This is a genomic window from Methylophaga muralis, from assembly GCF_001720165.1.
GTDB classification, from domain to species: domain Bacteria; phylum Pseudomonadota; class Gammaproteobacteria; order Nitrosococcales; family Methylophagaceae; genus Methylophaga; species Methylophaga muralis.
Map to the genome: position 1 here is coordinate 1 of NZ_MCRI01000003.1, position 14,258 is coordinate 14,258.

The window sequence follows — 14,258 nt, forward strand, 5'->3', positions numbered from 1 at the left end:
AAGCCGAAGCCGAAGCCGAAGCCGAAGCCGAAGCCGAAGCCGAAGCCGAAGCCGAAGCCGGATTTGATAACGAGGCAGAAAGACTGTCCGGGATTATGGCGTCGCAACCTACACCTGAAGATTTGGCTGATGACAACGTCAATAATCTGGCTCAAACCGAAGATGAACCGCTTAATGAAATCGACAAACTGCGTGCCAAGTTACGTGAGCGGACTGAGCGATTAAAAGCCGCCAGACAGCAGCGGATGGCTGAAAATCAATCAGAACTATCTACTTCAGAGCAACCAACGCCATTAGATAATTCAACTGAGACTATCGAGCAACCATCGACTTTCGAACAAACTGCTTTCTCTGAACCATTAGCTGATGAAACGGCTATTAGGACGGATAGTGATACAGCAACCAATGCTCTAGTTATTGAAGATGTTATTGAGCCGCAAACCGAAGAGGATCTGTTACGACAAAAACTTGCCGCTGCACAAATGGAAATCGCTACCGATGATAACGCTGAGCAGGTGGAGCCCAATGAAGACACGATCAGTGCTGAAACACTTCAAACCATTGAAGAACCTCTAGTCGAGGAAGCTCAATCAGTTGAATCGTTTGATTCTCTGGCTACCGATGATGCAGCCGATGTTGAAGAAATCGCGATTGGAGATGAAGAAAATGATTTTGTCGTTGAAGAGATTGAACTGATTTCTGATGAGAATGACTTAGCGGAATTTACCTCGCCACAAGAACTTGAAGATGAGCCGAGTCAGCCTAACGAAGCAGCAATATCATCTGGTGGCGAAAAACGCTCGTCAGTGGCTGATGAATGGGTTGCCGAACTGCTTAATGAAGAAGAGAGTATTGCTGAGGTTTCAATTGATGAGCTGGAAATTGAACCATTATCCGAGCAAACGGAAACGGTAGAAGAGATGTCGACTGACTTGTCAGTCGAAGATGCATTACCCGAGTCAACTGAAATACTAGCTGCCGAAGCCGAAGCCGAAGCCGAAGCCGAAGTTGCACTTTTACCGGAGGAAGATTCTAAGCCGCGGGATATCGATAGCACCAAGGCTGAATTGGACTTTGCTGCTGCACTTGAAGCAGAAAAAGCCCAGGCAGAATTGGATCGCAAACAGACCCTGTCTGAAATAGCGGTTTTTGATATTCCTGAGCAGCCAGATCTACCTGAACCGGAGCAGCTGGAATCTTTACTCAAAGATGTCGAACAGCTGCAGGCCTCACAGCCAGCTGAACCTGCGTCACTAATTCCGCCGACTCAGCAAGCACCACTACCAGATCCTGCGCAATTGGATAATTTATTAAATGAAGTTGATAAATTAACCTCGGCTAAAAAACCGGTAAAGAGCAAAAAGAAACGCAGTGAGTTACAAGCGATTCTTTCAACAATACCGTCTTTCTCTGGCAGTAAAAAAACGAAATACAAATAAACAGAGCTAATTTATCCAGCTTTACTGCTTAAAACAAAGTGATATTTTTAAACGGTCTGATTAACGGTTTGCTAAAATTTCCGTCGTTTTAGCACGGGAAAATATATGACCGACCAAATTCATCAGGTAGCCATTATCGGTGGCGGTGTCTGTGGCACCGCGCTGCTGTATATGCTGGCTGAATACACTGATATCAATGACATTGTCCTGCTGGAAAAATACGCCGGGGTGGCCAGGGTCAACTCGCATGGCCGTAACAACAGCCAGACCATTCATTGTGGTGACATTGAGACCAACTATACTTTGGAGAAAGCCACCAAAGTGAAGGCGGCAGCCGAGATGCTGGTGAATTTTGCTGCTGAGTTACCCAATGTTGATCAGGTTATTTTCAAATATCCCAAAATGGTTTTAGGGGTTGGCGATCAAGAATGTCGTCAGCTTCGTCAGCGCTACCAAACCTTCCGCGAAGTGTTTCCCAATATGCAATTGCTGGAGAAATCCGATATTGCCTCCCATGAACCTGCGGTTGTGATGATTAACGGGGAAATGCGTCCTGAGCCATGCGTTGCGCTTGCTGTTCTGGATGACTACAGCGCAGTGGACTATCAGCGCCTATCCGAAGCCTTTGTCGATAAAGCCAAAGCCAAAACGGATAAACAAATTCAATTATTGTTCAACAGTGAAGTCGATGACATTGTCGAAAAAGACGGTGTGTTTTCTTTGGTCACTGGCGATAAGATCATCAAGGCTCGCAGTGTGGTGGTTTCGGCTGGCGGACACAGTTTGTTACTGGCGCAGAAGATGGGTTACGGCTTGGAATTCTCTTGTCTGCCGGTCGCCGGAAGTTTCTATTTCACTCCGCAAGTGCTGCGTGGCAAGGTGTATACCGTACAAAACGATGCGTTGCCATTTGCTGCGGTACATGGCGATCCAGATGTATTGATTGAAGGTAAAACCCGCTTTGGACCAACGGCTTTATTACTGCCGTTATTAGAGCGTTATAACAACAAGACCTTTTTTGAGTTTCTGCGGGTTTTACGCTTGGATAGCCGGGTGATGAAAGTGTTCTGGGATTTATTCCGCATCAAAGACATCCGCAACTATATTTTCAAAAACTTCCTGTTTGAAGTGCCGTTATTGCGTCGCTGGTTGTTTCTTAAAGATGCCCGCAAGATCGTTCCCGGCCTGCAATTGAAAGATATTGAATTTGCCAAAGGCTTTGGTGGTGTCAGGCCGCAGCTGATTGATAAAAAAAATGCCAAGCTGTTAATGGGAGAGGCCAAGATCAATCCCGGCACAGGTATTGTTTTTAACATGACACCCTCACCAGGAGGCACCAGTTGTCTGGAAAATGCTGAAACCGATATGCGAATAATTGCCAGCCGCTTAGGCGCAACGATTAATGAAGCTGTTTTAAACGACACCTTACATAAAACAGCAACGCTCAATTAATGGCTTCATCACCTTATATCACCGCAGATGGCATGTTCCGGATGAATCAGGAACTGAGCGAGCGCTGGCAACGGCGTAGGCATGTAGTTCAGGCACTTGCGGCAGCGGCTGCGGAAGGTGATCGTTCTGAGAATGCAGAATATATTTACCGTAAAAAAGAACTCAGGGAAATAGATCGACGAATCCGTTATTTGCAAAAACGCATTCCTGATTTGCTGGTGATAGATCGTATTCCGGATAATCAGGATGCGGTGTTTTTTGCGGCGTATGTGACTTTATTAAAAGATGATAGAGAAGAGGTTCAATACCGGATTGTTGGCCCGGATGAAATTGACCACGCCAAAGGTAATATCAGTGTTGATTCACCTTTGGCGCGGGCTTTGTTAAAAAAACAGATTGATGATGAAGTCACCATTCAGGTTCAGGATGGCGGTCATCGATATCTGATTCTGGATATCAAATATTAATTTGAAGCAGGCTGGATTCGATAAATCTCGCCATTATCGGTTGAGACGTATAACCAGCCTTCAGGGCTTTCAATAACGTTGCGAATACGTTTATTTAACGATTTTAAATAACGCTGTTCATCTACCGCTTCATTATTCTCAAGCTTTACCTGATTAAGATGTTGTAGAGCAAGCGCGCCGGAAAATAGATCTCCCTGCCATTCCGGAAAAGCATCCCCTTGATATTGCACCAGACCACTGGGCGCGATTGAAGGAGTAAAGATCTTTATTGCGTTTTCCATACCTTCAACTTCTTTACCCTGACCAATCGATACCGGTGCGTAATACTCTTTGCCATGTGTGGCTTCTGGCCACCCATAATTTTTACCAGCTTCAATCAGATTGATTTCATCCCCACCACGCGGGCCATGTTCAATTCCCCAGAGTTCCTGAGTTTCAACGTTATAAAACAAGCCTTGTGGATTACGATGTCCGTAACTCCAGATTTCCGGCAACACATTCTTATCACCAACAAAGGGGTTGTCCTGCGGCACGCTGCCATCAAGGTTCAATCGTAAAACGGTACCGTTGTGATTTTTAAGATCCTGGGCCATATCACGCTCTCCACGATCCCCAATAGAGAAAAACAGATGACCTTGCTGATCGAAAACAATACGGCTGCCGTAATGCTGACCTTTGCTAGTGCGTGATTGGGTGACCAGCAAATCGTTCCAATCACTTAACGCATTACCATCCAACTTGGCACGGGCAAGTGTGGTTGCTCCCTGGCCGTCCACATCTTTGCTATAGGTGAAATAGATCCAGCCACTCTCGGCATAGTCAGGTGATAAGGCGACATCCAGGAAACCACCTTGGCCTTCTGCTTTAACCGACGGTACGCCGCTAATATCGGTTTTATCTCCAGAATCAAGTTGAACCAGGCTTAATTTGCCCTCACGCTGGGTGACCAGCATTTTGCCGTCCGGCAAAATAGCCATTCCCCAGGGAATACCAAGACCTTCTGCAACCTTGTCAATTTGCAGTGAGTCGTCTTCTGTATTGGCATGAGATGGAATAGCAACTGTCCATATGGATGCTGCAAGCAGCACGCTCATCAATTTCATCTGATTAACTCCTTAACTTAAGAACTACATGACAACATTGAGCAGCCAGGTTTATCTCTGGCCCAGTCGGGACGTTTGGCTGCATATTGTTGATACTGAGGTTGTTCATCATAAGGACGGTGCATGACCTCTAAAAGTTCATGAATCAGGCTGTAATCACCCTCATGGGCTTTATCAATCGCCTGTTGGGACAGATAATTGCGTAATACATACTTCGGGTTAACCTGATTCATTCTGGCTTTTCTATCCACATCGCTAGTGCCATCCTGTTGCACACGAAGTTGGTAACGTCGCAGCCAGTCACAGATGTCTTTTTTATCTTCTTTTGATAAAGCATCTGGTGCGTAAAAAGCCTCCATCAACGGAGCTAGCAAGTCTTCATCGCTGAGATCATTCTCTTCACAGCTGACATCCGCTAATTTACGATAGAAAATCGTCATATCGGTTTCAGCCAGTAACAGAATTTTCTGTAATTGCTGATTCAATTCATGATCGGCATCACCCAGATATTCGTTCAGACCCAGTTTGTCGGCTCGCATCTGTTGCCATTTATTGGTGTAATGCTCGACATAATCCGTGAGGATTTGCTGTAACGGTTCGGCTTCATCAATTAAAGGATAAATCGCATTGCCGAGCTGCAGCAGGTTCCATTGCGCGATTTGCGGTTGTTGACCAAACCGGTAGCGTTTACCCGTTGCATCGGTGGTGTTGGGAGTCCAGTCGGGATCGTAATTATCAATCCAGCCATAAGGGCCATAATCAATGGTCAGGCCTAAAATAGATGTGTTATCGGTATTCAACACACCATGCACAAAACCGATACGCATCCAATGCACCACTAAATCCGCTGTGCGTTCACACACTTCTTTAAACCAGGCTAAATAGGTTTCTTTGGAAGGTTCACCCAGATGTGGAAAATGATGGCGAATGGTGTAATCGACCAGTAAACGAAGATTGTCGACATCGCCTCGCGAGTTAAATAATTCATAATTACCAATGCGCAGAAAAGAAGGCGCGACTCGACAGACAATAGCACCGGGTTCCGTTTGCGGGCGGCCATCGTAAAACATATCGCGGATTACGCCTTCACCAGTGGTCACCAGACTCAAGGCACGGGTTGTGGGTACGCCAAGATGAAACATGGCTTCACTGCAGAGAAATTCACGTACCGAGGATCGTAATACGGCTAGGCCATCAGCCGAACGGGAGTAGGGGGTTTCTCCAGCACCTTTGAGTTGCAGCATTTGCAGCTGGCCGTGAATATCCTGAACTTCACCAAGATTAATGGCACGGCCATCACCCAGTTGTCCTGCCCAGTTGCCAAATTGATGTCCGCCATAGCACATTGCATGAGGCTGCATACCTTTTAAAACTTCATTGCCGGCAAACACGTTAGTAAATTGTCGGCTTTCACAATCAACCGGTCTAATGCCTAAGTCGGTGGCTAAATCCATGGAATAGACCACAAGCTTGGGATCGGCCACAGGCGTAGGATTCACAAAGGTATAACAGGCACCCAGCACCTGACGGCGAACATTTTCGGTATCCGGATCGGCGGGGAGCTCCCGTACAAACCGGTTATCGAACTGCAGCCGTGTCATTGGCGTAGTGGTGGCGTCGTTGGGATTAAATTCTTTAGTAGTCATAGGCCTATTACAACAGATAGCAGCCGGTGAAAACACCGGCTCATTGTGATGATATTGACTGACTAACTGACGAGGAAAGTTCCTGAAAAGAACTATTGGGTTTTAGCCTAAAGCGGTACGCTGTTGCTGTAACTGACTTAACGATTGTTCCAGCTCTGCCAGTTTTTCACGTTCTTTGGCAACAACATCTGCGGGCGCTTGGCAACATAGTTTTCATTACTCAGTTTGCCTGCTGATTGTTTGATGATCTTATCCAGTTTGCTGATTTCCTTGTCCAGACGGGCAATTTCAGCATCCTTATCAATCAGACCTTCCAGTGGAATCAGGATTTCCATTTTGCCAACCAGTGCAGTAGCAGCTGCAGGCGCTTCGCCTGTCAGAAACTCTACAGACTCCAGATTGGCTAAACGACTGATAAAGTCGTGGTTATCCTGTAAACGCTGTTTATCAATTTCAGCGGCATCCTTGAGCAGTACGGGTAATTGTTTTTTCGGTGCAATATTCATTTGTGAACGGATAGAACGAATACCGTTAATGAACTGCATCACCCATTCCATATCGGCAACAGCAGTGCTATCAATTTTGTTAGCGTCAGCTACCGGATAGGCTTCACGCATAATGGTTGAGCCTGTTTTACCGGCTAATGGTGCGATGGTGTGCCAGATTTCTTCAGTAATAAACGGCATAAATGGATGCGCTAATCGCAACGTGGCTTCCAAAACCCGAACAAGGGTACGGCGGGTACCACGTTTGGCAGCGTCACTGGCTGCATCGTTATTTAATACCGGTTTGGACAGTTCCAAATACCAGTCACAATAGTTATTCCAGATAAACTCGTAAATTGCTTGCGCCGCCAAGTCAAAGCGGTAGCTTTCGATGGCGCGGGTTACATCCTGTTCAGTTTGTTGCAGTAAAGAAATGATCCAGCGATCGGCTAGACTGAGTTCAACTTCAGCGTTATCAATACCGGTATCCTGACCTTCGGTATTCATTAATACGTAACGTGCCGCATTCCATAGTTTGTTACAGAAATTGCGGTAGCCAGCAATACGATTCATATCAAAATTGATATCACGTCCGGTGGTGGCTAATGAGGCAAAAGTGAAACGCAGCGCATCGGTACCATGAGGCGCGATACCCTCTGGAAATTCCTTGCGGGTGGCTTTTTCGATTTTGGCAGCCAGTTGCGGTTGCATCATGCCACTGGTACGTTTGGCGACCAAAGATTCCAGATCAATACCGTCGATAATGTCGATTGGGTCCAAAACATTGCCTTTTGATTTCGACATTTTCTGGCCATGTGAATCACGCACCAGCCCATGGATATAGACTTCTTTAAAGGGCACATCATCCATAAATTTAATACCCATCATCATCATCCGAGCCACCCAGAAGAAGATAATGTCAAAACCGGTGACCAATACACTGGTGGGGTACCAGGTTTTCAAAGCCGCATCGTCGCTGGCCAGCCCAAGGTTGAGAAGGGCCATAACGCTGAAGAGAACCAGGTATCCAGCACATCTTCATCCTGCCTGAGTGCTACAGAATCCGCTATTTGGTGTTTTTGACGCACATCGGCTTCATCATGACCGACGTAAATATTGCCTTGTTCGTCGTACCAGGCAGGGATACGATGGCCCCACCAGATTTGCCGTGAAATACACCAGTCCTGAATGCCATCCATCCAGTTATAAAAAGTTTTATCCCAGTTGGCTGGGACAAATTTGATTTTGCCTGACTGTACCGCTTCAACTGCGGGTGCTGCGAGTACATCGGCTTTGACATACCATTGATCGGTTAATAACGGTTCGATAACCGCATTGGAACGATCGCCACGCGGCACCATCAGTTTGTGGTCCTGAATGGTTTCCAGTAAGCCTAACGCTTCAAAATCGGCAACGATTTGTTTTCGCGCTGCATAGCGATCCAGCCCACGATATTTTTCCGGTGCATTGTCATTAATGGCTGCATCAATGGTCAGAATATTAATTTGTTCAAGGTTATGACGGTTACCGACTTCAGCATCATTGAAATCATGCGCAGGAGTGATTTTGACACAGCCACTACCAAACTCTGGATCGACATAGTCATCACCGATAATCGGTATTTCACGACCAACCAGCGGCAGAGTTATTGTTTTACCGATCAGATGTTTATAACGCTCATCTTCCGGATGGACTGCAACGGCCGTATCACCAAGCATGGTTTCCGGACGGGTGGTTGCAACTACTAAATGACCGCTGCCATCGCTTAACGGATAACGGAAATGCCATAGATGACCGGCTTCTTCTTCCGATAAAACTTCCAAATCCGATACGGCGGTATGCAGCACAGGATCCCAGTTCACCAAACGTTTGCCGCGATAAATCAAACCTTCTTCGTGAAGTTTGATAAATACATGTTTTACCGCTTCGGACAAATTGTCATCCATGGTGAAACGATCCCGGGACCAGTCTAGAGAGGATCCAAGACGGCGCAACTGACGGGTGATATTGCCACCGGATTCGGCTTTCCAGTCCCAGACGCGATCGATAAACGCATCACGCCCTAAATCATGGCGGGTTTTGCCTTCGGCATTCAACTGACGTTCCACCACCATCTGCGTGGCGATACCGGCATGATCGGTACCCGGTTGCCACAACGTGTTATCGCCTTTCATGCGGTGGTAACGGGTCAGCAAATCCATGATGGTGTTATTAAACCCATGACCCATATGCAAGCTGCCGGTGACATTAGGCGGCGGCAACATAATGGCGTAGGGCGTGCCTTCACCAGAAGGTTTGAATTCGCCGTTTTGTTCCCACTGTTGGTACCAGCGTTGTTCTATTGCATCGGGATTATAGGTTTTGTCCATGCGTCTCTGCGTTTATCTGTTCGGAAAAAGAAAAGCGGGCATTATACCCGCTTAATGTACGCCCGGTCATGAGTGAGCCGGATTGCGTTAATTGTTTATCTGATGCGTATCGAGATGATATCCACGATCTTTATAAAACTGATAACGAACGCGTCCCTGTTTTTTGATTTCTTCATCGCCATTAATAATTTCGGCCAGCCGTTCAAACTGACTGAAAAATAATGGCTGAACCGGGTTTAGATTGATTAATACATCCATTAATTTAGGTGGCGCAGTATTTTCATGGCTGATTAATACCGGAGCTTTAATTTCGTCGTCAGTTGCTAAAATCTGATGTGGCACAAAACTGTCTGGCCGAAAAGCCCATAACGCCTGATCCATAGCTTCACTCTGAGTCTGATCCTCAGTATGAATAAATACCTGATGACCCTTTAGATAAGCTTTTTCCGCCAGCCGGCAGGCAAATTGCTGCCGGTCAAGCGGATCGGTTGTAGCTAAAATATAAAAACTGACTTTGGTCATGAACTAACTATCAGTCTTCCAGGCGGTTCAGAATATATTGCATTAATAATGGCACTGGACGGCCGGTTGCACCTTTTTCTTTGCCACCATTCCACGCAGTACCGGCGATATCCAGATGTGCCCATTTGAACTTCTCAGTGAAACGGGACAGAAAGCACGCTGCAGTAACACTGCCAGCTTCTTTGCCGCCAACATTGGCGATGTCGGCAAAGTTACTATCGAGTTGTTTTTGATAGTCATCCCATAACGGTAATTGCCATGCGCGGTCAAAACTGTCATTGCCAGCTTTAAGCAGATCATCTGCCAGGTCTTGATTATTGGCCATCAAACCCGTTGCATTGCTGCCTAAAGCAACAATAATTGCCCCGGTTAACGTGGCAATATCTATAACGGTGTCGGGATTAAAACGTTCACTGTAGGTTAGGGCATCACACAACAGTAAGCGACCTTCGGCATCAGTGTTGAGAATTTCAATAGTTTGACCAGACATGCTGGTAACCACATCGCCCGGCTTGTTGGCATCACCATCCGGCAGGTTTTCAGAGCTTGGAATAACCCCAATGACATTGATAGGTAGCTGTAATTCGGCAACCGCTTGGATGGTCCCTAATACACTGGCCGAACCGCACATATCGTATTTCATCTCATCCATGCCCGGGGCTGGTTTCAGGGAAATACCACCGGCATCAAAGGTCAGGCCTTTGCCGACCAATACGATAGGTTTGCTGGTGCCACCACCACCGTAATTTAATGTGATCAATTTTGCTGGTTCACGGCTGCCGCGTGAAACGGACAGGAATGAACCCATGCCTAATTCAGCGATATCGCTTTCTTCAAGCACATCAACGACCAGATTGTCTAAATCTTTGCCCATTTTTATGGCTTGATCAGCAAGGTAAGTAGGGGTGCAAATATTACCTGGCAAGTTGCCCAGTTCACGTGCCAGATTCATGCCCCTGCCAATTGCAGCGCCAGTTTTGCAGGCTTGCTCCAGTGAGTCGATATCAGCTTCGGTGGCCATAAAGCCGAACCTGGTCAGCGGTTTATCTACTGGTTTAAATTGGCTTTTGGTTTGGCTGTAGCGATATAGAGCTGTTTCGGTATTTATGATCGTTTGACGAATTTTCCACGCTGTTGTGCGCTCTTTGACAGGTGTTTCGGCCAGGCAGCTAATGGCTTGAGTTGCTGCACTTTCGTTTAGCCATTTAGCCATTGTTATGCAAGCTGTATTGAAGTCATTTTCCGTAGTCTTGTCATATTTACCGCAACCAACCAGCAGAACTCGTGGACTGGAAATGCCATCAATATCTTGTAACAGCATTGTCTGACCTGGCTTACCACTGATATCGCCGCGATCAATTACGCGTTGAATCAAACCATTACTTGCTGTGTTTAAGGTAGCCGCTGAGGGGCTGAGTTTGTTATCTTCAAATACGGCGACAGCAATACAGTCTATCGACTGGGTTGGTAAAACATCTTTGGTCACAAAATACTGCATGGATTTCTCCTGTTGATGTAGATGGTTTAGACTGCGCTTTTTATTGCAGTGAACTGACTGCCTATTCTAACGAAGACCACTGAATAATGCCCGCCCTTAAACGATTATTTGTTGAGCGTTTCAGCCTGATAGACCGATATATGCTTCGAGAGTTTTTACTTTCTCTGACAGCGGTTATTGGTGTGTTATGGCTGATATACGTGGCGACCCGCTTTGCCCGCTACTTGGCTCAGGCCGCTGTTGGTAATTTGCCTGCTGAAGTCATCTTCAATTTACTGTGGCTCAATTCACTTGGCGCGTTATCTATATTGTTGCCGATTGGCACATTTCTGGCGGTATTGCTGAGTTTGTCACGTATGAGCTCGGATAACGAATTAACCGTTATAGCGGCCTGCGGCATTGATGGTAACCGCATATTACGAAATGTTGTCATATTCAGTGGTGCGATGGCGATTATTACGGGTGTTTTGGCATTATTAATTGTCCCCGATGTTTTGTCCGGTCGCTATGAAATCGAACAGAAAGCCAAGGTAGCTGCCAATACCACCGGTTTGGTGGCCGGTAGTTTTAAAGAGAGCCAAAGCGGCGATTGGACCTTTTATTCTCAAAAACTCAGCGATGATAAAATTCACATGGAGAATATCTTCATCGAGATTCATCGTGATGAGAAACCACTGATTTTCCGTGCTGAGCGCGGACGTTTTGATATCGAAACCGACAGTGGTGACAAATTTCTGATCCTGGAAGACGGTTATCGTTATGAAGGCAATGCAGGCGATCTGGATTTTCGCATTGCCGAATATGCCACTCACAGCATGTTGATTGAACGTGGTGAATCAGTGCAGGTTCGTGAAAGGCATAAGTCTTTACCCACAGCCGAGCTTTGGGAACGCGGCGAACCACAGGATCTGGCTGAAATTCAATGGCGGGTATCCACTGCGTTAATGACTGTTATCTTAAGTGTGATTGCGATTACGTTAGCGCATACCGGTCCAAGGCAAGGGCGTTATGCAGGCTTTTTTCCGGCAGTACTGGTCTATGTGATTTACAGCAATTTATTAGGCGTTACCCGAGCCTGGGTAGAGAAGGGCGATCTGGCCCCCTGGTTTGGCGCAATTTGGGTACATTTGTTGATGATCGGCATTATGCTGATATTACAAAACCGGCTAAAACTTAAACGACTCTGGCAACAACGTAAGCGACCTAAAACAGCATGATTCTGCAACGCTATATCAGTAAAACCATATTAGGCAGTACCGCTTTAGTGCTGGTGGTATTGATGTCGCTGTATACCTTTATGGACTTTATCGCTGAATTGGATGATCTCGGCAAAGGCGATTATCAGCTCAGTGATATTCTGGCTTACCTCGCTTTGTCGATGCCAAAACGGGTCTATGAATTACTGCCAGTTGCTGCATTGTTGGGTAGCGTAATCGGACTAGGTACGCTGGCATCTCAAAGCGAATTAGTGGCGATGCGAGCTGCAGGCGTATCGGTTAAAGATATTAACAAGGCCGTATTGATTGTCGCCGGTATTTTAATGTTTATCGCTGTGGTGATTGGTGAATTTATCCGACCAATAACCGAACAGAAAGCCATGCAAATTCAGACGGCAGCACAGACTGGCACTGAAGGCAGTCAGTCGCAGTATGGCTTCTGGACACGAGATGGCAACCACTTCAATCATATCCAGCGCATTCACCGTGATGGCAGGTTTGAAGGCATTAAAGTGTATGAATTCGACGATAAGCATCAATTACGCATCGTTACCCAAGCTAAAGAAGCACGCTATGAAAATAACGAGTGGCTGATGCTTGATGTGGTGCAAAGCACTATAGATGAAAATGGTATAGAGGTCAGATCGATTGAGCGTGCCAAATGGCGATCCAAGCTCAATCCCGGCATGTTGAATGTGGTTGTAGTTCCGCCAGAGTTTTTACCGGTATGGAGCTTGATTGAATATGTTTCCTATCTGAAATCCAATCATCAGGCGGTCAGTCAATATCAATTGGCATTTTGGAGCAAAATCATGATGCCGCTCAGCTCAGCAGTGATGGTGTTTTTGGCCGTGCCATTTATCTTTGGCCCGTTACGATCAGCACCGGTTGGTGGACGAATTCTGGTGGGTGTTCTGGTTGGTATAGGCTTTCATTTGTTCAATCAAAGCTTCCAGCATATGGGATTGGTATTTGGTGTTTTGCCCTGGCTGGCCGCATCGTTTCCAACAATCATCTTTGCCGGTATCGGCATATTTATGTTGCGAAGGGTGCGCTAGGGTCTATTAAAGATAAATAGACCCTATTTCAGCGATATCTCGCGAATTTCTTCATTCAGATTATGTGTTTTAAGTAGTGCAGCGATTTGGTCACCATGTTCTTTGACCATGGCGTTTGCAGCTTTAAAAGCTTGTGGATCGTTTTCCCGAAAAGCGAGCATCAAATTCACCGATACATCGCGTAGCTCAGCAACAATAGTGCTTAACGCTTGTTCCGGACGATTTGCCAAGAATTTCTCGTTAGTCTTGGCAACCTGCTGACTCTCATCATTTAACGCGTCAAACGACGGTGTAAAGCCTCTCAGATGCCAGACATTAAAGCCTCGTGGGTCACGCTTTTGCTGGTATAGCTGAAAATATTTTCCGAGTAACTCAACCTGTTCGTAATAACGATGGCTCAACTTGCTTACGTAAGTAGGGAGATTAGCTTCGTTAAGCTCTGCAAACTCAGTGACAAAGGATTCCGTGTTTTCCTCATTTGCTTGCGCCACCGGAATAGACAACATCAAACAAAAGATGAATAAGCCCAACAACTGGTTGATAGCTTGTCTTGATGTAAGGGAAAGAAGAAAAGAATTTCCAGAGAAAAAATTGACTGTCATGTTGCTCACCATTGAAAAACTGCTGGCTGATTATCTGTGAGCGTAATAGGGAAGTAAAGCTAATGCGTAACGCCAAAAACAAAAAAGGCGGTGAGAAATCTCACCGCCTTTTTATAACACCCAATAACACTCAGTTAATGGTTGCCTTATATGGCGTCCCCAAGGGGATTCGAACCCCTGTTACCGCCGTGAAAGGGCAGTGTCCTAGGCCTCTAGACGATGGGGACCTAAAACTGTTTTCTTTCGTATCTTGGTGGAGCTAGGCGGGATCGAACCGCCGACCTCTTGCATGCCATGCAAGCGCTCTCCCAGCTGAGCTATAGCCCCCGAAAGGAAGCGCATACTATAGGGATTGAGATTTTCTGTGTCAACAGAATATTTAAAAATAATTACACGTAGC

At 46.2% G+C, this 14,258-nt stretch carries 10 protein-coding genes, 2 tRNA genes and 1 pseudogene; 5 read left to right on the plus strand and 8 right to left on the minus strand.

Annotated elements, in window-relative coordinates; genetic code table 11:
• From A9E74_RS14325 to greB, 3 genes are all read left to right on the plus strand, one after another.
• Positions 1 to 1,439: hypothetical protein (locus A9E74_RS14325; protein ID WP_176718897.1), on the plus strand; the 1,439-nt coding region annotated here is incomplete at its 5' end.
• Positions 1,440 to 1,544: 105 nt separating this feature from the next.
• Positions 1,545 to 2,891 carry an FAD-dependent oxidoreductase gene (locus tag A9E74_RS02500; protein ID WP_069295089.1) on the plus strand — a complete coding sequence of 449 codons (1,347 nt, stop codon included), beginning with the start codon at positions 1,545 to 1,547 and terminating at the stop codon, positions 2,889 to 2,891.
• Complete coding sequence (greB, locus tag A9E74_RS02505; RefSeq protein WP_069295090.1) at positions 2,891 to 3,358, plus strand: transcription elongation factor GreB; 468 nt, start codon at positions 2,891 to 2,893, stop codon at positions 3,356 to 3,358. The genes A9E74_RS02500 and greB overlap by 1 nt, the downstream gene beginning before the upstream one ends.
• Here the strand turns inward: greB and A9E74_RS02510 are convergent.
• The 5 genes and pseudogenes from A9E74_RS02510 to A9E74_RS02530 form a co-directional block, all read right to left on the minus strand.
• Positions 3,355 to 4,461 carry a PQQ-dependent sugar dehydrogenase gene (locus A9E74_RS02510; RefSeq protein ID WP_069295091.1) on the minus strand — a complete coding sequence of 369 codons (1,107 nt, stop codon included), beginning with the start codon at positions 4,459 to 4,461 and terminating at the stop codon, positions 3,355 to 3,357. The two genes, greB and A9E74_RS02510, sit on opposite strands and share 4 nt — an antisense overlap.
• Positions 4,462 to 4,478: 17 nt before the next feature.
• Entirely contained in the window at positions 4,479 to 6,107 is a 1,629-nt protein-coding gene (locus A9E74_RS02515) for a protein adenylyltransferase SelO (protein WP_069295092.1), read from the minus strand.
• Between the two features lie 102 nt (positions 6,108 to 6,209).
• Positions 6,210 to 8,961 (minus strand): annotated as a pseudogene (locus tag A9E74_RS02520) (valine--tRNA ligase).
• An 87-nt stretch (positions 8,962 to 9,048) separates the two neighbouring features.
• Entirely contained in the window at positions 9,049 to 9,483 is a 435-nt protein-coding gene (locus tag A9E74_RS02525; protein ID WP_069295093.1) for a DNA polymerase III subunit chi, read from the minus strand.
• Between the two features lie 10 nt (positions 9,484 to 9,493).
• A complete protein-coding gene (locus tag A9E74_RS02530) occupies positions 9,494 to 10,981 on the minus strand; it encodes a leucyl aminopeptidase (RefSeq protein WP_069295094.1) in 1,488 nt (495 codons plus the stop codon).
• 86 nt (positions 10,982 to 11,067) lie between these two features.
• Between A9E74_RS02530 and lptF the strand changes: the two genes are divergently transcribed.
• Together lptF and lptG are read left to right on the plus strand one after the other, a co-directional pair.
• Complete coding sequence (gene lptF / locus A9E74_RS02535; protein WP_245652019.1) at positions 11,068 to 12,198, plus strand: LPS export ABC transporter permease LptF; 1,131 nt, start codon at positions 11,068 to 11,070, stop codon at positions 12,196 to 12,198.
• Positions 12,195 to 13,256: an LPS export ABC transporter permease LptG gene (lptG, locus tag A9E74_RS02540; protein WP_069295095.1), complete on the plus strand. Its 1,062-nt coding sequence runs from the start codon at positions 12,195 to 12,197 to the stop codon at positions 13,254 to 13,256. Before lptF ends, lptG begins: the two co-directional genes overlap by 4 nt.
• Before the next feature lie 23 nt (positions 13,257 to 13,279).
• On the opposite strand, the gene A9E74_RS02545 is transcribed toward lptG, so the two are convergent.
• The 3 genes from A9E74_RS02545 to A9E74_RS02555 all read right to left on the minus strand — a co-directional run bounded on the left by A9E74_RS02545 (position 13,280) and on the right by A9E74_RS02555 (position 14,185).
• Positions 13,280 to 13,858 carry a hypothetical protein gene (locus A9E74_RS02545; RefSeq protein WP_141696756.1) on the minus strand — a complete coding sequence of 193 codons (579 nt, stop codon included), beginning with the start codon at positions 13,856 to 13,858 and terminating at the stop codon, positions 13,280 to 13,282.
• A 151-nt stretch (positions 13,859 to 14,009) separates the two neighbouring features.
• Positions 14,010 to 14,085: transfer RNA gene (locus A9E74_RS02550), tRNA-Glu, on the minus strand.
• 24 nt (positions 14,086 to 14,109) lie between these two features.
• A tRNA-Ala gene (locus A9E74_RS02555) sits at positions 14,110 to 14,185 on the minus strand.
• Between the last annotated feature and the right edge of the window lie 73 nt (positions 14,186 to 14,258).